At 47.4% G+C, this 20771-nt stretch carries 21 protein-coding genes; 18 read left to right on the forward strand and 3 right to left on the reverse strand.

The window, feature by feature from the left end; all coding sequences use genetic code 11:
- The first annotated feature begins 2 nt into the window (after positions 1 to 2).
- The 18 genes from sdaAB to rplS all read left to right on the forward strand — a co-directional run bounded on the left by sdaAB (position 3) and on the right by rplS (position 16737).
- Complete coding sequence (gene sdaAB, locus ABD734_RS03180) at positions 3 to 668, forward strand: L-serine ammonia-lyase, iron-sulfur-dependent subunit beta (protein ID WP_344701332.1); 666 nt, start codon at positions 3 to 5, stop codon at positions 666 to 668.
- Positions 669 to 679: 11 nt separating this feature from the next.
- On the forward strand, positions 680 to 1552 hold the full coding sequence (gene sdaAA / locus ABD734_RS03185) for an L-serine ammonia-lyase, iron-sulfur-dependent, subunit alpha (RefSeq protein WP_344701334.1): 873 nt from the start codon (positions 680 to 682) through the stop codon (positions 1550 to 1552).
- On the forward strand, positions 1552 to 3519 hold the full coding sequence (gene recG, locus ABD734_RS03190; protein ID WP_344701336.1) for an ATP-dependent DNA helicase RecG: 1968 nt from the start codon (positions 1552 to 1554) through the stop codon (positions 3517 to 3519). The genes sdaAA and recG overlap by 1 nt, the downstream gene beginning before the upstream one ends.
- 245 nt (positions 3520 to 3764) lie before the next feature.
- Positions 3765 to 4337, forward strand: a complete 573-nt coding sequence (gene fapR, locus ABD734_RS03195; RefSeq protein ID WP_344701338.1) for a transcription factor FapR — start codon at positions 3765 to 3767, stop codon at positions 4335 to 4337.
- Positions 4330 to 5313 carry a phosphate acyltransferase PlsX gene (gene plsX, locus ABD734_RS03200; protein WP_344701509.1) on the forward strand — a complete coding sequence of 328 codons (984 nt, stop codon included), beginning with the start codon at positions 4330 to 4332 and terminating at the stop codon, positions 5311 to 5313. The genes fapR and plsX overlap by 8 nt, the downstream gene beginning before the upstream one ends.
- Positions 5310 to 6215, forward strand: a complete 906-nt coding sequence (gene fabD / locus ABD734_RS03205) for an ACP S-malonyltransferase (protein ID WP_344701340.1) — start codon at positions 5310 to 5312, stop codon at positions 6213 to 6215. Before plsX ends, fabD begins: the two co-directional genes overlap by 4 nt.
- Positions 6208 to 6945 carry a 3-oxoacyl-[acyl-carrier-protein] reductase gene (gene fabG / locus ABD734_RS03210; RefSeq protein WP_344701342.1) on the forward strand — a complete coding sequence of 246 codons (738 nt, stop codon included), beginning with the start codon at positions 6208 to 6210 and terminating at the stop codon, positions 6943 to 6945. Before fabD ends, fabG begins: the two co-directional genes overlap by 8 nt.
- Before the next feature lie 34 nt (positions 6946 to 6979).
- Positions 6980 to 7216, forward strand: a complete 237-nt coding sequence (locus ABD734_RS03215) for an acyl carrier protein (RefSeq protein ID WP_344701344.1) — start codon at positions 6980 to 6982, stop codon at positions 7214 to 7216.
- A 96-nt stretch (positions 7217 to 7312) separates the two neighbouring features.
- Entirely contained in the window at positions 7313 to 8080 is a 768-nt protein-coding gene (gene rnc / locus ABD734_RS03220; RefSeq protein ID WP_344701346.1) for a ribonuclease III, read from the forward strand.
- Entirely contained in the window at positions 8080 to 11634 is a 3555-nt protein-coding gene (smc, locus tag ABD734_RS03225; RefSeq protein ID WP_344701348.1) for a chromosome segregation protein SMC, read from the forward strand. Before rnc ends, smc begins: the two co-directional genes overlap by 1 nt.
- A complete protein-coding gene (ftsY, locus tag ABD734_RS03230; protein WP_344701350.1) occupies positions 11631 to 12737 on the forward strand; it encodes a signal recognition particle-docking protein FtsY in 1107 nt (368 codons plus the stop codon). Before smc ends, ftsY begins: the two co-directional genes overlap by 4 nt.
- Positions 12718 to 13065 (forward strand): putative DNA-binding protein, encoded by a 348-nt coding sequence (locus tag ABD734_RS03235; RefSeq protein ID WP_344701352.1) that lies wholly within the window; start codon positions 12718 to 12720, stop codon positions 13063 to 13065. Before ftsY ends, ABD734_RS03235 begins: the two co-directional genes overlap by 20 nt.
- A gap of 11 nt (positions 13066 to 13076) precedes the next feature.
- Positions 13077 to 14423, forward strand: coding sequence for a signal recognition particle protein (gene ffh, locus ABD734_RS03240; protein WP_344701354.1), 1347 nt, complete (start codon positions 13077 to 13079; stop codon positions 14421 to 14423).
- A gap of 103 nt (positions 14424 to 14526) precedes the next feature.
- Positions 14527 to 14802 (forward strand): 30S ribosomal protein S16, encoded by a 276-nt coding sequence (rpsP, locus tag ABD734_RS03245; protein ID WP_344701356.1) that lies wholly within the window; start codon positions 14527 to 14529, stop codon positions 14800 to 14802.
- A gap of 5 nt (positions 14803 to 14807) precedes the next feature.
- Positions 14808 to 15035, forward strand: a complete 228-nt coding sequence (locus ABD734_RS03250) for a KH domain-containing protein (RefSeq protein ID WP_344701358.1) — start codon at positions 14808 to 14810, stop codon at positions 15033 to 15035.
- A gap of 57 nt (positions 15036 to 15092) precedes the next feature.
- Positions 15093 to 15587, forward strand: a complete 495-nt coding sequence (rimM, locus tag ABD734_RS03255; RefSeq protein ID WP_344701511.1) for a ribosome maturation factor RimM — start codon at positions 15093 to 15095, stop codon at positions 15585 to 15587.
- Entirely contained in the window at positions 15584 to 16249 is a 666-nt protein-coding gene (trmD, locus tag ABD734_RS03260) for a tRNA (guanosine(37)-N1)-methyltransferase TrmD (RefSeq protein WP_344701360.1), read from the forward strand. The genes rimM and trmD overlap by 4 nt, the downstream gene beginning before the upstream one ends.
- A 140-nt stretch (positions 16250 to 16389) precedes the next feature.
- The gene (rplS, locus tag ABD734_RS03265) at positions 16390 to 16737 is read left to right on the forward strand and encodes a 50S ribosomal protein L19 (RefSeq protein WP_344701362.1); all 348 of its coding nucleotides are present in this window, start codon (positions 16390 to 16392) and stop codon (positions 16735 to 16737) included.
- Positions 16738 to 16774: 37 nt separating this feature from the next.
- Here the strand turns inward: rplS and ABD734_RS03270 are convergent, their stop codons facing one another.
- From ABD734_RS03270 to ABD734_RS03280, 3 genes are read right to left on the reverse strand one after another with little or no spacing between them, the layout of a single operon-like run.
- The gene (locus tag ABD734_RS03270) at positions 16775 to 19366 is read right to left on the reverse strand and encodes a YfhO family protein (protein WP_344701513.1); all 2592 of its coding nucleotides are present in this window, start codon (positions 19364 to 19366) and stop codon (positions 16775 to 16777) included.
- A gap of 19 nt (positions 19367 to 19385) precedes the next feature.
- Positions 19386 to 19763 (reverse strand): GtrA family protein, encoded by a 378-nt coding sequence (locus ABD734_RS03275; protein WP_344701364.1) that lies wholly within the window; start codon positions 19761 to 19763, stop codon positions 19386 to 19388.
- Positions 19750 to 20694, reverse strand: a complete 945-nt coding sequence (locus tag ABD734_RS03280; protein WP_344701366.1) for a glycosyltransferase family 2 protein — start codon at positions 20692 to 20694, stop codon at positions 19750 to 19752. Before ABD734_RS03280 ends, ABD734_RS03275 begins: the two co-directional genes overlap by 14 nt.
- Positions 20695 to 20771: the final 77 nt, after the last annotated feature.

The following is a 20771-nucleotide window of genomic DNA, read 5'->3' on the forward strand; positions in this document are numbered from 1 at the left end:
GAATGAAGTATAAAAGTGTTTTTGACATCATCGGACCGGTAATGGTCGGACCATCTTCTTCACATACTGCAGGAGCAGCACGGATTGGCCTGCTCGCGCGCAGTCTTTTTGGGGAACAGCCGGACCATGCGGATATCTATCTGTATGGATCCTTTAAAGATACGTACAGAGGACATGGTACGGATGTTGCATTGATTGGTGGACTGCTCGGTTTCGACACCGATGATGACCGCATAATCACCGCTAAAGATCATGCAGATGAAGCGGGTATGCATATACAGTTCATCGAAATGGGAGAGGAACGTTCCCATCCGAATACTGCATTGCTGCACTTGGTCAAAGGGTCAGACAGACTGACGGTTGAAGGGATATCAATAGGTGGCGGCAAGATTGAAGTGGTCAGCATCAACGACTATCCGATCAGCCTATCCGGCAATTATCCAGCCCTTCTGGTTTTCCATAAGGATACCTTCGGGACCATCGCCAGAGTCACGACAATTCTCGGAGGCCATCAGATCAACGTCAGCCAGATGAATGTCGCGCGCAAGGAAAAAGGGGATATTGCACTGATGACGATCGAGCTTGATGAAAAGATCAGCCAGGAGGTCATCGACGAAGTCGCCGCGGCAGAAGGTGTCGATCGAGTAATTGAAATGAAAGAAAGCTAGGGGGGACAGATATGTTTAGGACGATAGAAGAACTGATAGATAAAGCAACTGCCGAAAACAAAGCCATCGCCGACATTATGATCGAGCAGGAAATGGAAGTGACGGGACGTTCGTATCTTGACGTCTATAAAGATATGGAGCGCAATCTTGAAGTTATGGAGAATGCCGTTGAAGAAGGGTTTGACGGCGTAACCAGTACTACAGGCCTGACCGGCATGGATGCTGTAAAGATGAAGAAATACATCGACAGCGGCAAAGGCTTGAGCGGAGACCTTACTCTGTACGCCATCGCCCATGCCGTGAGCACAAATGAAGTGAATGCTGCGATGGGTAAGATATGCGCCACACCGACCGCCGGCTCTGCTGGTGTCGTACCAGGCGTCCTGTTTGCGATGAAGGAAAAGCATGATGTTTCCCGCGAAGAGATGGTCAGATTCCTGTTCACATCAGGTGCCTTCGGATTTGTTGTAGCGAATAACGCAAGCATCTCCGGAGCTGCGGGAGGTTGCCAGGCAGAAGTGGGCAGTGCAAGTGCCATGGCAGCGGCTGCCCTTGTTGAAATGGCAGGGGGGACGCCTGAGATGAGCGGTCACGGTTTTGCGATTGCCTTGAAGAATATGCTTGGCCTCGTATGCGATCCGGTGGCAGGGCTGGTGGAAGTGCCTTGCGTCAAGAGGAACGCAGCCGGTGCCAGCAATGCTCTGACGGCGGCGGATATGTCGCTTGCCGGCATCGAATCCAGAATACCTGCTGATGAAGTGGTGGAAGCAATGTACAAGATAGGACTCACCATGCCTTCCGCACTTCGTGAAACGGGTCGTGGCGGACTTGCCGGTACACCGACTGGAGAACGGCTAAAAGCTGAGATTTTCGGTGGTCAGTAATGATGCAGCTCTACCGGGTGTCAAAGTCTTCGCGGCCGGTTGAAAAGCTGAAAGGTGTTGGACCGAAGTTACATGAGAAGCTCAATGAACTGGAACTGACTGATTCAGACACCATCCTGTTCCATCTGCCGAGCGGCTATGAGAATCTCGCAGTGATGAATCTCAATGATGCCAAGCATAATGATAAAGTGACCGTTTCAGGGAGGGTCAGGACTGAACCCACCGTCTCTTTTTTTCGTAGGGGGAAAAGCCGTCTGACTGTCTTTGTCGAAATTGATGGCTTGAATATAAAAGTGATCTTTTTCAATCAACCTTATTTGAAGGATAAACTGATTGTTGGGGAAACCGTCAATTTCACCGGTAAATTCGATAGGAACAGGCTTGAAATAAACGGTCAGAGGATGATATTCGATCCTTCCGGCGGCTATCGCATAAAGTATCCCCTCGGCGGGGTCATGCATTCAAAAACATTCAGCAAAATCGTTGCCAGGGTATTTGAAGATGCTAGGTTCATCTACGATCTGCCGGAGGAATATAAGCGGAAATATCGATTGTTGTCTATCAAGGAAGCTTTGTGGCACCTCCATTTTCCCGAAAATCCGCATGACATCAACGAAGCGAGGCGGACCATAAAATTTTATGAACTTTTCATATTCCAGCTGCAGCTTATGGAAAAGCGCCGCCGGGAGAGGGTACGCAACGAACAATACATCATCGATTATGACATCAATGCCCTGAAGGCGTTCATCGCCACTTTGCCTTTTGAACTGACGGGCGATCAAAAGCGCAGTGTGAATGAGATTTGCAGGGACCTTAAGCAGAACATCTCGATGCACCGGCTTCTCCAAGGTGATGTTGGCAGCGGCAAGACGATTGTGGCGGGCTTGGCGAGCTACGCCGTCAAAACCATCGGAGAACAGACCGCGTTGATGGTGCCTACTGAGGTACTGGCTAATCAGCATTATCAGTCTTTCCTTGAAATATTCGCCGGAGAACTCAATATCGAAAAACTGACAGGCAATACACCACGCAAGGAAAAAGACCGGATACTCATGGAATTGGCACGAGGCGGGATAGACTTGATCATCGGTACCCACGCACTGATAGAAGACGATGTCGTATTCAAAAGCCTGTCGCTGATCATCACCGACGAACAGCACCGCTTCGGGGTCAATCAGAGGAGACGCCTGAATGATAAGGCACTCAGGAAAAATGTCCTGTACATGACGGCAACACCCATACCAAGGACGCTGTCCATAACCGCTTTTGGTGATATGGATATTTCAGTCATCAGACAGATGCCCAAGGGCCGGAAACCGGTACAGACATACTGGCGTCGCTTTGAAGAGACCGATGAAGTACTTCAGCAACTTTCAGAGGAAATCAAAAAAGGACACAGTGCCTATATCGTGGCACCGCTGATAGAAGAATCTGAAACGCTTGATCTGAAGAATGTGCAGGAAATCCACGAACTGTTCAAGAACCGATTTGGTGAAGAGGATGTCGAGCTTGTGCACGGCCGTATGAAAGCGGATGAAAAAGCAGAGGGCATGGAGCGATTTGAATCGGGTGAAAAACCCATACTCGTTTCAACGACAGTGATAGAGGTCGGCATCAACGTCCCGAGTGCCACATTCATGGTGATCTTCAATGCGGAACGATTCGGACTCTCGACGCTCCACCAACTGAGGGGCCGTGTCGGCCGGAGCGACAAGCAGAGTTACTGTGTACTCATCAGTGATCCGAAGACAGAGAATGCAAAACTCAGGATGGATATCATGACCAGTACGACAGATGGTTTCGAACTGAGTGAGCGTGACCTTGATATGCGTGGACCCGGTGATTACTTCGGTGTACGCCAAAGCGGTCTGCCCCAATTCAAGGTTGCAGATTTGGCAGAAGACTACAGAGTGCTTGAGCATGCACGCCAAAGTGCAATAGAGTACGCAGAAAATCTGAATTCGTAGAGCATCATTCCGTATGGAATTCAAAGGTGGCGGCGGTCAGTGCTACGCGCTGATCGGCTGTGAAACTCAAGCTCCAGACATTTCACACTATGGAACCATATGGCCAATAAGATTGTGATAATAGATTGAAGCATGCACTGTATAAACCATACAGTGCTTTTTTTTGAAAGGCCCACAAAGTGTTTGAAATCCACAAGGCACTTATATATACTGATTCTAGTACCAACTACTAAACGAGGTTGAATATGGTTAAATACAAAAAGACGGAACGGCAGGAACTGTTACTTGAGAGGGTATCTTCAGACCCGTTTTTGACTGATGAGCGTCTGGCTGAAATATTTAAAGTCAGCATTCAGACCATAAGGCTCGACCGCCTGGAACTCGATATCCCGGAAGTGCGGGAGCGCATCAAGCACGTTGCACGGGAAGAGACCGATAAGATACGGAGCCTGTCATTGCAGGAAGTCATCGGTGAAATCATAGACATTGAATTGAATGATCATGCCCTATCCCTGTTTATAGCAGAGGAAGGCCATGTCTTTAAAAAGAACAAGATTGCCCGCGGCCACTATCTATTTGCACAGGCAAACTCTTTATGTGTGGCTGTCATAGATCAGCCGCTGGCGTTGACGAAAACTGCCCATATCGACTTTGTACGCCCCGTCAAACTGGGTGATAAGGTGATATCAAAGGCAGTGGTTGAAAATATGGATGGTCGGATCGCCACCATTCAAGTAGTATCCAAAGTGGAACAACGCCTCGTTTTTAAAGGGCGTTTTGAAATGTATTATACAGGTGAAGGTGAATATGATGGTTAGAATTGCGGTGGATCTCATGGGCGGAGACAATGCCCCAAAAGAGATAGAGAAAGGCGTACTACAAGCTGTTGAAGCGGATGACAGCCTTGAAATTCTCCTGTATGGGCTCGAAGGATCCTATTCGGGAAACCATCCCAGGGTGACATTCATAACAGTCACACAGAAGATTGAATCGGATGATGACCCAGTTCGCTCGGTACGCCGTAAGAAGGACAGTTCCCTTGTGCGTGCGTGTAAAGCAGTGAAGGATAAAGAAGCGGATGCATGTGTTTCAGCAGGGAACACGGGTGCATTGATGAGTGCCGGACTGTTCGTGGTGGGACGCATCAAGGGGATTGAACGGCCCGCCATCGGCACCTTGCTGCCGACGACCGGTGGTGAAAGAAATGGCATGATGCTATTGGACATGGGGGCGAACGTCGACAATAAACCCCAGCATCTGCATCAATTTGCAGTGATGGCTGATCTGTATATGCGTGAGAATGAAAAGCGCAGCAATCCAAGGATCGGCCTCGTCAATAACGGCAGTGAAGATAACAAAGGAAGCGAGCTTACGAAGGAGACTTTCAAGCTTCTAAAGGAAAGCGACCTGAACTTCACAGGGAATTTTGAGACACGCGACATCCTCTCAGGTGACGTCGATATCGCTGTTACCGACGGATTTACGGGCAACATAATTCTTAAGACGATTGAAGGTACTGCCAAGGCATTGATGGGGGAAGTCAAGCATGCATTCCTCAAGAATGCCAAGAACAAGTTGGCGGCCCTTATCCTAAAAAGGGATGTGCAGTCCGTCAGGGAACTTCTGGATTACAGGCAATATGGCGGGGCACCGCTGCTCGGTCTTGATGGAAACGTACTGAAGGCCCATGGTTCAAGTGATGCAGAAGCAATAGTCTCGGCAATCCGTCAAGCCAAAAAAATGGCTGAATCCGATGCAATCGTCAAAATTAAAGAGAAGGTGGGAAACGAATGAAGAAGATGATTTTATTCCCAGGGCAAGGCTCCCAATACGCAGGTATGGGGAAAGATATATACGAGCAGTCACCGGAAGGCCGGACATTGCTGGATGAAGTCTTTTTGAACGTTGATTTTGATCTGAAGTCGATAATGTTCGAAGAGGACGAGCGCCTCAACATGACACAGTATACTCAGCCGGCACTATTTGCCCACAGTCTTGCGGTACTTGCGGCTACAGGCCTGAAAGGCGATGTTGTACTCGGCCACAGCCTCGGGGAGCTACCTGCTCTTGTACATGCTGGCGTCATCACGGTTAAGGACGGAATTTCGATAGTGGCAAAGCGTGGTGAGCTTATGGCGCAGAGCGAAGGGGGCGGCATGGCTGCAGTGATCGGTATGGAATATGATCCTTTAAAAAAGTTATGCGATTCATTGTCGGATGATGAAAGAAAGATACAGCCGGCAAATATCAATGCGCCTGATCAGATAGTGATTTCGGGTGATGAAAGCCTGATCGATGATTTTGTCGAACAGGGCAAATCACATGGGGCAAGACGCGTGATGAAATTGAATGTATCGGGTGCATTCCACTCGTATCTTATGGAAGATGCACGGGAAGCGTTCGCTTCATTCATCAAAGATATCCCATTTGCTTCACCAACCATCCCGGTCATCCAAAATGTATCGGCAGCATCAGAGATGAATCCGGACACGATCCGTGCCCAACTGATCGATCAGCTCACCCATCCTGTCCGCTTCACCGAATCGATTCAGACAGCATCTGAATTGGGGGTCGGTGAGGCAGTGGAAGTCGGTCCGAAAAAAGTTTTGAGTGGTCTGGTTAGAAAAATCGACCGCTCGATCAGCGTTTCACATATTGATACAATGGCACATGTAAAGGAGTTAGAAAATGGCTAAAACAGCACTTGTAACAGGAGCGTCAAGAGGCATCGGAAAAAGCATCGCACTTAAGCTCGGGCAGGCCGGCTACAATGTAATCGTGAATTATTCAGGATCGAAGGATAAGGCCGAAGCAGTTGTAGAAGCCATCAAAACAGGAGGCGGTCAAGCTGAGGCGATTCAATGTCAGGTCCAGGACCATGAAGAAGTCAAAGCGATGATCAAAGACATCACCGACCGGTACAAGGCAATCGACCTTGTCGTCAACAATGCCGGTGTGACCCAGGACAATCTGCTCATGCGCATGAAAGAGGACGAATGGGATAAAGTCGTTGATGTAAACCTAAAAGGCACGTTCAACGTCATCCAAAGTGTCTCACGTCCGATGATTCGCCAAAAAGGTGGAAGAATCATCAATATCTCCAGCATCGTCGGATCGATTGGAAACGCGGGCCAGACGAATTATGTCGCCTCCAAGGCTGGGATAGACGGCATCACAAAATCCGTCGCACGGGAACTCGCTCCAAAAGGCATCACAGTGAATTCTGTTTCCCCGGGCTTCATCGAAAGTGATATGACTGATGTATTGTCCGATGAAGTTAAAGGAAAGATGCTTGAACAGATACCGCTTAAATTCTTTGGTGATGCCGATGATATTTCAGAAACAGTCATGTTCTTGGCATCGGATAAGGCACGTTACATTACCGGACAGACAATCCATGTAAATGGCGGTATGTACATGGGGTAAACCCTGTGATAATATTGGAGGGAGGTGAATTATAATGGCAAACTTCGACAAAGTAAAAGACATAATCGTCGACAAATTGGGAATTGATGAAGAGAAAGTGACTAAGGATGCATCATTCAAAGATGACCTCGGTGCTGACTCTCTGGATATCGCTGAGCTTGTGATGGAGCTCGAGGACGAGTTCGAGATGGAAATCCCGGACGAGGAAGCTGAGAAAATCAATACAGTAGGCGACGCCCTCAACTACATCGACAAACTAGAAGCGAAATAATGTTAAAATCCACTTTCAAAGTGGATTTTATTTTTGTTATAAAATCTTTTATTAAATATCTCATTCCTTTAGAATGAATTAAATGGAGGTAAACAGATGGATTTCAATGAAATAGAAAGACGGATCAATAAAGATCCGCATGCCAGGCAGAGGCTTCAAGATTTCAGAAGGAAGTTTACGGATTTTATCGATCGGACAGGCATTTCCGTCGATGATGAAAGCCTATATATCCAGGCATTTATGCACAGTTCCTATATAAACGATCTTCAACTGGACAAGATCCATAATAACGAACGGCTCGAATTTTTAGGGGATGCCGTACTAGAATTGATGGTTTCAGATTATATCTATAACCGGTTTGAAAAATTGCCGGAAGGTGATTTGACAAAACTGAGGGCCAATATCGTATGTGAACCATCACTTGTAGTATTTGCATCGAAACTGGATATGGCTCCACTCATCCTGCTTGGCAGAGGTGAAGAGAAGACGGGTGGCAGGGAACGGCCGTCAATCGTCTCTGATACATTCGAGGCCTTCCTTGGAGCGTTATATCTGGATCAGGGCACAGCTTCAGTAGTCAGCTTCCTAAAAGCCCATGTATACCCTGAAATAGGCGATGATAATTATAATGCTGTAATGGACTATAAGACAGCGCTCCAGGAACAGATGCATCAAAAAAGTCAGCAAAGCGTCGAGTATCGCCTTATTGAAGCGACCGGACCGAGCCATGATAAGAGATTCGTCACTGCGGTCTTTGCAGATGGCATCATGATAGGCAAAGGGAGCGGACGTTCAAAAAAGGACTCCGAGCAGAAGGCTGCTGAATATGCATTTAAGAATTTTGATGATGGAGAGAAGGATTAATGGTTTATTTGAAAAAGATGGAAGCGCACGGATTCAAATCATTCGCCGATAAGGCGGACATCAATTTTGATGCCGGGGTTACGGCTGTGGTCGGTCCGAATGGCAGTGGCAAAAGCAATATCACCGATGCCATACGCTGGGTGCTTGGAGAACAATCGGCACGTTCCATCAGAGGTGTCAAAATGGAAGATGTTATCTTCAATGGCACCGCAGACCGCAAGGCGATGAATTATGCATATGTCCGGCTTGTATTGGATAATGCATCACGAACTTTGCAGATGGATGCTGATGAAGTCCACATTACACGCAAGCTATACAGAAATGGCGACAGTGAATATTACATCAATAAGGAACGCACCAGGCTCAAGAAAATAAATGAGCTTTTCCTCGATTCCGGTTTGGGGCGAAATGCATATAATATCATTTCCCAAGGGGAAGTGGATGAAGTTTTGAAGGCGAAACCGGAGCAGAGAAGAGGCCTCATTGAAGAAGCGGCAGGCGTGATGAAATACAAATTACGCAAAAAGGAATCCGAAAAAAGACTTGAAGAAACTGCAGATAACCTCGACCGGGTGCACGACATCATCCATGAACTCGAAGGCCGGGTGCATAGGCTTGAGAAGGAGAGTGCAACTGCCGAGGAGTATCTGGCGCTGAAAGAGGAGATGCGCAACAGTGACATAGAAGTGACGGTATATGATGTGGAGACGCTTATGGCCATGCTTAATGAAGAGACTGAGGGTCTCCAATCGTCAGAAGCTAAAATCAAAGAAATGCACAGCCGATTGGAGCATAAGGAAAAAAGGATGGCCGAGATTGCCCGGCAACGTGATAGGCATGATGAGGAGAACGCTGGGCTAAACAGGCGTCTGGTCGAATTGACAAAGAAATTGGAGCAGGCTAGTGGTCGGATTGAATTGTATAAAGAACGGAAGGATACTAAAGGACAGACGAGTGAAGAGCTGTCAAAACGCCTTGCTGCCCATCAGGCACGCGCTGCCTCCATAGATTCAAAGCATCGTGAATCCTTAAAGAAAGCTGCTGAACTTTCCACTGCGGTCAACGAATTGACTGGGGCTCAAGAAGAAATCGCCGCACATAAAAAAGAACTTCTGCAGGATCAGTCGGGTGAAATCGAAACGCTTAAGGACGAATACTATGATCTGATGGTGGAAAAGACGACGCTTGAGAATGAATGCAGACGGGCGGAATCCGAAAAGAGCAGGCTTGATGATAATATACGCCAGAAAAAGGAGCGGGTCGTAGAACTCGAGCATCTCCAGAAGACGGACAACGCCCAGCATGCTGAGGAAAAAACCCGCCATGAAAAAATACTGAAGAAGATGGATGATAACCATAAAGCGTTGCAGTCGGCATCAGCGGCACTGAAAGCACTCGAAGCAGATTACGACAACGAGAAGAATAGGCTTGATACAGCCAGACATTATATCGAGCAGCAGAAGTCGAAGGTTGATATGTTGTCTGCCATGCATAATGAGTACCGTGGATATTATCCGGGTGCACGTTTCACATTGAAGAATAGGGCACAGTTGGACGGCATCATAGGCGCTGTAGGGGAGATGGTTTCCGCTGACAAACGATATGTCAAGGCATTGGATACGGCACTTGGGGCACAAGCCCAAAACATCATCACCCAAGATGAGCAGAGCGCCAAAGCGGCAATCAGTAAACTGAAGTCCGCCAAAGCCGGATTTGCTACATTCTTGCCAAGGACCACCATACGTCAAAGGCATCTCCATAAGGATATTCGTGGCATACTGGAGCGCACAAGCATCAAGGTGCACACCATGTCGGAAATCGCCATTCATGACGACTCAATAGCGGACGTCGTGGGCCACCTCCTCGGGACGACACTTGTCGTGGAGACAATTGATGATGCCACAGCATTGGCTTCTGAAATCAACCATAGGCTGCGGATCGTTACATTGGGTGGCGATACCATCATGCCGGGCGGAGCGATGTCCGGTGGCTCCAAAAGTACTAAAGGCTCAATCATCGAGAACCAGCAGGAACTGCAGGAAACAAAGGAGAGCCTGGAAGCCTACCGTATGAAAACCCGGAAGATCGAGGCGACGGTGAAACAGCTTGGTGACGACTTGGCAAGTCAGATGGAGAAGAAAAACAAATTGGACCAGACCAGCCAGCAGCTGGCTGCAGAAAAAGACAAATATCATGGCAACATCCTGAGGCTCGGTTATCAGCTTGAGGCGAGGGCGGACAATATCAAGATTCTGAGGGAAGAACTTTCAGGGCTGGGCGCCCCAGAAGATACTGCAGAGAAGAAAGAGAGAATCGTCCAGATCGAGGTCTCACTAGACCATCTCAATCGTCGCATCACACAGATGAATGCATCCGATAAAGATAAGAAGGAAACGCTCCAGCATCTGACTGACGAAGGTCACGCCACCAGCCGGGAGTTAGCAGCAGTAAAGGAACGGCTCAGGCATGCACAAGATGAAACTTCCCGCCTTGAAGAAGAGCAGGAAGAAATCACTGCGCTGATCAATGAAGCCAAGGAACAGCAGAAAATGATCAGTGAAGATCTGAATGAGATGGATATTGAGCGTTTGGAGAAAGAACGTGCTTACCTATCACAGGAAGTTGAAGCGCTCAACCACTCTGCAGAAGAGAAGTCATCAGTCCTATATGCGCTCAGAAAGGAATATGAGGAACTGGAGTCAGACAGGCGCGAACTCCTGCCGGTGCGCGATGAACTGCAGGAAACTTTCCACGCCCATAAAACAAAAAGAGAGAAGCTTGATATCCAGGTGGAACAAAAGATTGAATATCTGTCAGAAACGTATAAAATAACGTATGATAGAGCTAAAGAAACACACCAGGATTTGACGGATATCGATCAGAAACGAATGAAAATTTCTTTGAACAGGAAAAGCATCGATGAGCTCGGACCAGTTAATCTGGCATCGATAGAAGAATATGCGCGTGTGGGTGAACGCTATCAATTCCTGAAGACACAGGAAGAAGATCTGCTCGAGGCAAGAGATACACTACTTGAAGTGATCCGTGAAATGGATGGCGAAGTGGCAATGCGCTTTAAAGAAACCTTCAAGCAGATCAATATACGCTTCGGTGAAGTGTTCCAGAAGATGTTTGGGGGCGGACAGGCGGAGTTGAGGTTGACTATAGAAGACGATTACCTCGAATCCGGAGTGGAAATTTACGCCCAGCCTCCCGGCAAAAGATTGTCGACATTATCATTGCTGTCAGGGGGAGAGCGGGCATTGACTGCAATTAGCCTGCTGTTCAGCATTCTGCAGGTCCGGGTCAGTCCGTTCATCATATTGGATGAAGTGGAAGCTGCCCTCGATGAGTCGAATGTGCTGCGCTACGCACAGTATCTGAAATCCTTGTCAAAAGAGACGCAATTCATTGTAATCACCCACCGTAAAGGAACGATGGAAGAGAGCGACCGGCTGTTCGGGGTGACGATGCAAGAACGAGGCGTCAGTCAACTGATCAGCGTAGATCTTAAGGATTATGAAGAAAACATAAGAGAGGAAGAGACGGTGTGAGCTTATTTAAACGACTGAAAGACAAGTTCCAACCGAAGTCCAATGAGGTAAAAGATCTTTCGGATGAATCGCTTGAATCACAGACCGAGGCACTTGATGACGGTCTGATAAGCATAGATGAATTCGAGGAATGGGAACAGGAGCAGATAGGCTATAAATTTAAAGCGGGCCTCGAAAAGAGCAGGGAAAGGTTCCAGAGTGAAATCAATGAACTCATGGCCCGCTATCGTACCGTCGATGAGGATTTCTTTGAAGCGTTGGAGGAAGTCCTGATTTCGGCTGATGTCGGGTTCAATACCGTGATGGAACTGACGGATGAACTGCGTCATGTTGCAAAGGTGAATAACATTACAGATACTTCGGAGCTGCGTGAGACGATCGTCGAAAAAATGGTGGAGATCTATGAGCGTAATGACAATCTTCCCGAAACGGTCAATATCCAGGAAGAGGGCTTGACTGTCATCCTCGTCGTCGGGGTGAATGGTGTCGGCAAAACGACGAGCATAGGCAAGTTGGCACACAAATACAAGCAAGAAGGCAAAAATGTAATGCTTGCGGCCGGTGATACTTTCCGGGCCGGTGCGATCAACCAGCTTAAAGTCTGGGGAGAACGAGTGGATGTCGATGTAGTCAGCCAGGCTGAGGGCAGCGACCCAGCCGCAGTCATGTTCGACGCAATCAACGCGGCGAAGAAGCGAGGGGCTGATGTCCTCATCTGTGATACGGCGGGGCGTCTCCAAAATAAAGGGAATCTGATGAATGAGCTTTCCAAAATGAAGAAAGTCATACAGAAAGTTGTTCCCGAAGCACCCCATGAGTCTTTACTTGTGCTTGATGCCACGACTGGTCAGAATGCATTAAGCCAGGCCAAGTCCTTCAAGGATGTAACCGATGTCTCCGGCATTGTGCTGACCAAACTGGATGGTACGGCTAAAGGCGGTATCGTGCTGGCCATCAAAAATGAGCTCGGCATTCCGGTGAAGTTCGTCGGTCTTGGTGAACAGCTTGATGATCTGCAGGAATTCAATGCAGAGAACTATGTTTACGGCTTGTTTGCAGATATGGTGTCGAATGCCGAAGGGGATGATGAAGAACGTGCTTGAAGAACTTGAACGCACCATGCGCATGAACTATCTCTATGATTTCTACCATACGCTGTTGACCAGCAGACAAAGGAAATATATAGAGCTTTATTACTTGGAAGATTTCACATTCAGTGAAATTGCAGAGGAACTTGATGTGACAAGACAGGCAGTCTATGATAATTTGAAACGGTCGAAAGACTTGCTTGAACATTATGAAAAGAACTTGGGGATGTACAGGAATTTCATCTCCAGGCAGTCACTGATAAAAGAACTTGGTGAGATATTGGGTGAGGACCGCTCCCACGATGTAGAAAGAATTCTCGAGACGCTTGAGGCGCTCGACTAGGAGGAGATATTATGGCTTTTGAAGGTTTAGGGGAAAGGCTTCAAGCAACTATGGACCGCATCAAGAGCAAAGGGAAGGTATCGGAATCAGACATCAAACTGATGATGCGTGAAGTCCGCCTTGCCCTTTTAGAAGCTGACGTCAACTTTAAAGTTGTCAAACAATTCATCAATCAAGTGAAGGAGCGCGCGCTCGGCACGGACGTCATGCAGTCGTTGACCCCAGGTCAGCAGGTCATCAAGATCGTCAGGGAAGAGTTGACCGACTTGATGGGTGGCGAGAACCAGAAGATCATCTTCAGCCAGAAGCCGCCGACTGTCATCATGATGGTCGGCCTCCAAGGTGCGGGTAAAACCACAACAGCCGGTAAATTGGCCCTTCACCTGCGTAAACAGTTCAATAAGAAACCGCTTCTGGTAGCTGGCGACATCTACCGCCCGGCGGCGATCGATCAGTTGGAGACGGTCGGTAAACAGATTGATGTACCTGTGTTCTCATTGGGTGATCAGGTTAAACCGCAGCAGATCGTCACCGAGGCGATGGCACATGCGAAGGATGAGCATCTGGACACCGTAATCATCGATACTGCAGGACGCCTCCATATCGATGAAAAGCTGATGAATGAATTGAAGGATATCAAAGGCATTGTAGAACCTGATGAAATCATGCTTGTCGTGGATGCCATGACGGGCCAGGACGCAGTCAATGTTGCGGAGTCGTTCAATGATCTCCTCGACATCACAGGCGTCACGCTGACTAAACTGGATGGCGACACCCGGGGTGGTGCAGCCCTATCAATCCGTTCGGTCACCGAAAAGCCGATCAAGTTCGTCGGTATGTCGGAAAAGCTGGATGGTCTGGAAGCATTCCACCCAGATCGCATGGCACAGCGCATATTGGGCATGGGGGATGTATTATCCATCATTGAAAAAGCGCAGGCCAACGTCGATGAAGGAGATCAGAAGGCGCTTGAGAAAAAGATAAAGGATCAAAGCTTCACGTTGGATGACTTCCTGGATCAGATGGATCAGGTGAAGAATCTCGGACCTCTCGATGAACTCCTTAAAATGATGCCTGGCGCCAAGAAGATAAAAGGCCTCGACAGCATGCAGATGAGCGGCAAGGAAATCGATCACGTCCAGGCCATCATCCGGTCTATGACCATGCAGGAGCGTGAAAACCCTGCAATCATCAATGCGAGCCGCAAGAAGAGGATCGCCAAGGGTTCAGGACGCAGCCTGCAGGAAGTAAACCGCCTCCTCAAACAATTTGGTGAGATGAAGAAGATGATGAAGCAGATGACAAGTCAGAAAGGAAAGAAGAAAAATCCTTTCGGCAACATGGGACTGCCATTCTAGATTGAAATTCGTAAAGTAAAAAGTCTTTACAGGATTTTAACCATCTGTTATAGTAGTAAAAGTGAAAACGAATAATACAGGAATCGAAAGGAGTTAATATAAGATGGCAGTTAAACTTAGACTGACACGCATGGGTTCTAAAAAGAAACCTTACTACCGCATTGTAGTTGCGGATTCCCGCAGCCCGAGGGACGGACGCATCATCGAGCAGATCGGTGCATACAATCCTATCTCAAAAGGGGACAACATTGTTGACCTCGATGAGGAAAAAGCCCTTGAATGGCTTCAGAATGGTGCTAAACCAAGTGATACGGTACGTGACATCCTGAGCAAAAAAGGTGTTATGGAACGTTATCATAATGCAAAACATGGGAAATAGTCCCGATGCAGAAACTACTTCAAACAATTCTTGAGCCGGTGCTTGAACATCCTGAGATGCTCACAATCGCTGAGGAAGAGACCGATCACGCAATCTCCTACAGCATTACCGTCCATAAAGACGATATCGGCCGTGTCATAGGCAAGCGCGGACGTATGATCAGGGCAGTGCGCACGATCATGGCCAATGCCAATCATGGCGGTTCAAAGAAAGTGTTTGTTGATGTTGACTAGGCACACCTCGCGGTGTGCCTTTTTTAATACAAGATATATGAGGAAATGGGGGATATGATGAGAATAAGTATAGGCCGGCTGGTGAATTTCCATGGTGTGAAAGGAGAAGTCAAAGTGCTCAGTGACTCTGACTTCTCAAAAGAAAGATTCAGTCCAGGCAATATCGTGGAAATAGATGGGAAAAACTTTGAAATTGCACAGTATCGTACTCATAAAAATTTCCATCTGCTGCAATTTGAAGGGGTATCGAGCCTCAATGATGTAGAGGAGTTGAAGGGAAAGGAAGTGATGCAGGAAACTGATGCAGTCCAATTGCCGCTTGCGGAAAATGAATTTCATTACAAAGATATCATCGGTTTGGAAGCTAAGCTCGAAGACTCCATGAAGCCGATCGGAACTGTTACGGATATATTCGAAACAGGGGCCAACGATGTCTGGGTCGTCAAAGGAGAGCGGGAATATATGATTCCCTATATCGAAGACGTAGTAAAAAAGGTGGATCTTGAGGCAGGACATATCATCATCCATCCCATGGAGGGACTGTTGGATTGAATATTCACTACTTGACGCTTTTCCCAGAAATGTATGATGGCATCTTGAACACCTCGATACTCGGCCGTGCCAAAGAAAAAGGCATCGTCGACTATCACACGATCAACTTCCGTGATTTTTCCGGCAATAAGCACAATAAGGTCGATGACTATCCATATGGCGGCGGTGCGGGTATGGTGCTCAAACCCGAACCTGTCTTCAATGCCATGGAATCCCTTGAACTCGATGACCCGCGGGTCATATTGTTGTGTCCGCAAGGACGGCCCTTCGATCAGAAGATGGCTGAGGAATTGAGCACAGAAAATGATATCGTCTTCATCTGTGGCCATTACGAAGGCTACGACGAGCGGATTAGAAGCCTTGTGACCGATGAGGTCTCCATCGGGGACTACGTGCTGACGGGTGGGGAACTCGCCAGCATGACGATGACGGACGCAGTAGTCAGACTGATCCCCGGCGTGCTGAATCGCGAAGAGAGTCATCAGGAGGACTCCTTCAGCACGGGGCTTCTCGAGCATCCGCACTACACCAGACCTCGCGAATACAGGGGTATGAAAGTACCTGAAGTGTTGCTTAACGGCAATCATAAGCTGATTGAAGAATGGCGCCATGAAGAAAGCCTAAAGCGTACCAGGGAGAGGCGTCCGGATCTGCTCGAGTGATCAGGGCCGTCCGATAATTTGCATTTAAGCCGTTGAAACACGATGGCTATTGTGGTAATATTATACGAGTGTGAAACACACATATACACAATCATCCGCTGCTATGATCGGCAAGATAATTGGAAGAAGGAGAAGATAACATGTCACAGCAATTAATCAATGAACTGACGCAGGACCAGCTTAAGACTGACCTGCCTGATTTCAGGGCCGGAGACAACGTCCGTGTCCACGTACGTATCGTAGAGGGTTCCCGTGAGCGTATCCAGGTTTTCGAAGGTGTCGTAATCAAACGTCGCGGCGGTGGAATTTCCGAAACATTCACAGTCCGCAAAATTTCTTACGGCGTAGGTGTTGAACGTACATTCCCTGTACACTCCCCTAAACTCGAAAGAATCGAATTGACACGCCGTGGCCGTGTACGTCGTGCGAAGCTCTACTACTTGCGTAACCTGCGTGGTAAAGCTGCCCGTATCAGAGAGCGCAGATAGAAAACGTAAAAAGCCTGACATTCAATGTCAGGCTTTTTTATTTGCCTTTTTTGCGAAACTCCTTTGCCATAATCCAAAAAATGGAGAGGATCAGTGAGATTATACTGACCAGCAAAGTGGTCCAGTAATACGGCGGGGTATAGGAAATGGTGATGACACTGTCGTTCCCCGTTTCAAAGCCCGTCATCAAGTAGTTCGCCCTGAATGTATCCAACCTACCGGAAGCATCTCCAGTAGCAGTCATGCCTTCCCTGAAGATCATGGGGACAGTAATTAAACCAGGCTCAAGATCGTCGAGTTCTATGACGTAGGAGTTTTCCTTTTCGGTTACGGTATAATTTGGAGACTCTTTTCTGCTCTGTTGCTCAAGTACATCATAATCTTCGATGTACACGCCTTCAATGTCCACCGCATATCGGCCTTCTGGAAATGAAATAGGGATCTTATCTTCCAGTTTGACCCGGTAGAGCAGGTCATCTGCATACGTCCGGTATTTGCTGGTGGCAAACAACCTTTCATTCGGATAGCCATCAACATCGATGGTGAACCGTTTGACTGGCTCCATGAGTTCGATGGATATTTCAATATATACATCACTTTCTTCAGCAATTTCAATATTGGAGAAGTCGAACATGAAGCCGCCGTCGTCTGAAGGGACATCCAGAATGCCGTTAGTGTAGGAGGCATTTTGTGGTGCAATTTCTATCTCATCGATTATATTTTCAGGGGATGGTTCAGAAGCATTCGGAGGCCTTGCATCGGTCACTATTCCTTTTAGCATGGCACGTTCACGCTCTAGAGGGCCCTCCAGTTCATCCGGGTCATAGATGCGGGAGACTCGCCTGACGAAGGGAAGTGGCAGGGTATTCTCATATACCGTATAAGTGCCATCCTCCTTGATGGGTGAGAATTTCAGCGGAATGCCGTAATGGTCCTTGCTGCGCATCATATAATCGACGTTGAAGAGGGAGAACAGGTTGCTCCGCGATTGAAATGTCGAGTAGCGGCTAATGGATTCATAGCGGATATTGACCTTCAAATCATTATAATAGAAGTCGATGATTTCGCCGTCTATGATGCTCGAATAGAGGCTGGTGCCGTTGAAGCCCATATATAGGGGCGTATTATCTTGTTCTTTGACCTTGTAGTCTATCTTCTGTTCAGGCTGTTTCCTCTGTTGTATCCAGTCGATGTTATATTCCTGGAGATCACTCGCGTAGTGGTTACTGTTGATATAGAACAGATGATTTCGGTCGGTGATGCCATCATGGTAGATCTGTGACTCGGTGTGTGAAGCGGCGACCATCATGACAAAGGTGATGATGGCAAAGATATGCGCCACCTGAACCAGGGGCTTCCTTCCCCATCTGAAGTACAATAGGAGACCCAGGAGCTGGATCAGCGGAATCATCCACACCCAAATCACAATGTCACCTTTAATCCAGGCGGACAGCGCAATTATGATATAGACCGGAATGAGGCTTGTGAGATACTGTTTGAGCGGGATGGTCCTGAATTTTGATAGATACAGTGCGATCAGTGCAGCTTGGAAGAAGACTAGCATATAATGCCATCTTTTCTGGGGCTGTTGGAAACCGTTGAAGAAAGTGTCGACGTACGGCGACAACGTAAATAGCATGAAGACGATCGTCAGCACTGCAAATAGCCGAAAGAAATAGTGACGGTAGAGTTTCATGGTGAATAAAGCCTGGATGGCGAGGAACAGGATGATTATCAAATAGTTTTCATAAAATATGTTATCCTGCCATCCTAGCTCCGAGACAAGCGGTACGGTGACTTCATATTCCCTGTCATCGTTGTTGAAGAATCCCCGCACAGCATGGAAGAAGGCAACGCAGGAAATACCTGCGCCGAGTAGTCCCGACGGAATGGCCCGCTTCAATGTATCAATCCGGGAAGCATCACCTCTCTGTTTGAATAACAGACGCACGCCCAAGTAGACAAGGGCGATGATGAATTGATAATAGGCAAAATAGAAATTGTTTATCATCGTGGCTGCAACGGCAAATATAAATAACCCGGGCCGACCTTTTCTGATGAGTACCTCGATTGCCCAAAGAGTCAAGGGCAGCCAGATGAAGACGTCACTAAAAAAGGACCAGAAGATGGTGAACCTGAAATAGGTGGGGGATGCAGCGAAAATAAATCCACCGACCAGTGCAGGGAGAGGGGCGCTTCCGATCGATTTCAAAAAGCGGTATGTAAAATAAATGATCAGGAATGTTTTCAGCATGGAAATGAAAAATGCATTATAAGCCCAAAAATCGATGCTTGCGACATCTAAGCCAATGAAGAACTCCGCCACACGTACCATAACCATGTTGATGTGATGGATGATGTTTGTCGAATAGTAGTAGGCGAGATCCGTATAGAAATCCCCACCCAGACCAAAATCGGTGTCATAGAACCATGTACCCTCCTTGAATTTTTCATAGAGGTAGAGCTGCATGGGGAGCATCTGTTCCAGGCCATCATTGGCGCCCGTCATGAACACCTTCAATTTATCGTCAGTCGGTGACAGGAAGCGCCACAGGAGGTAGGAATGGGATAGCACCGATAGTACACTGATGAGGACGATGAGACGTATAGCTGAAAAAGGCGCCTTCATTTTCTTCAATTTACTCCTCCTAATCTTTCAGGATCCATCGGGTGATGATGTATGTGAGCGGTACAGTGATGATCAGTACGGGCAGCGGTGCGAAAGGCTCGGGCCAGCCGAAAGATTCAACGAACAGGTAAAGTAGAGCAGTCTGGAGCCCTATATTGAAAACCTGGCTCAAGGGGAATTTCAAGAATTTTGCCAATGTCGGCCGTACTTTATATACATACCTGCAATTCAGGAAGTAGGAAATGATGAAGGCTACAGCGAAGCCTATGAGATGCGCCGCCAGATAAGGTGCCCCCATCGTTATCAACAGAATGTAGAACACATAGTAATTGATGGTGTTGATAAAGCCGACGAAAATGAAACGGAGAACTTCATTGACATCACTATTCAGTTCCATGATGACCTCCTTGTGCGAGATCGCTGTCTGAAGATGTCTCGATGATATATTTTGGACGATCTTTGGTCTCTATATAGATACGACCGACATATTCGCCGATGATGCCGAGCGAGAACAGCTGGATACTGCCTAAAAGCAACAGGCTGGCAATGATTGTAAAGTAACCCGGGACATCGATGCCATTAAACATAATATTAACAAACATGTACAATATATAGATGAGTGAGATAACCAGCACAACCAACCCTAAATAAAAACAGCTTCTCAGTGGCCGATGATTGAACGCACTGATGCCATCGATTGCGTAATCCAAAAGTTTGAGTGGATTGAATGTACTGATTCCTGAACCCCGCTTGATATGATCGAATTCGACGACGGTCTTATTGAAGCCCACCCATTCGAATATTCCCTTTGAAAACCGGTTATTTTCGCTAAGCAACAGTATCGCATCAGCTACTTTCCTTGAGATGAGGCGGAAATCACCCTCTCCATCGACAAGCTTCACTGTACTCGTAACATTCATCAGGCGATAGAATAGCTTTGATGGCAGGCGTCTGGAAAGCGGTTCCTCCACCTTGTTGCGCTTGGCGACCACCTGATCGAATCCTGCCTCGTAGGGCCTGATCAGATCTGGAATGAGGGAAGGTGGATGTTGCATATCGCCATCCATGATGACGATTGCATCCCCCCGCGCCATTTTGAGGCCAGCCAGAAGAGCCGCCTCTTTACCAAAATTACGAGAAAACGAAACGAATCTGACGTTTGGGTTGGAGAGCCCCCTGATTTTTGGCAAGGTGGCGTCTTGTGAGCCGTCATCGATGAAGATGATTTCGTAGGTATGTTCGATTGCATGCATGACTGATGAGATTTCTGCATCAAGCACCGGAATATTTTCTGCTTCATTGAAAACTGGAATTACAACCGAAATCATCGACCCTCACCTCCCGTCGTTTATTAAATGGTGATTGTATTATATAATACAGGGATGAATTAATGAAATAAAATAGA

This window comes from Salinicoccus jeotgali, assembly GCF_039538805.1.
Taxonomy (GTDB): Bacteria; Bacillota; Bacilli; order Staphylococcales; family Salinicoccaceae; genus Salinicoccus; species Salinicoccus jeotgali.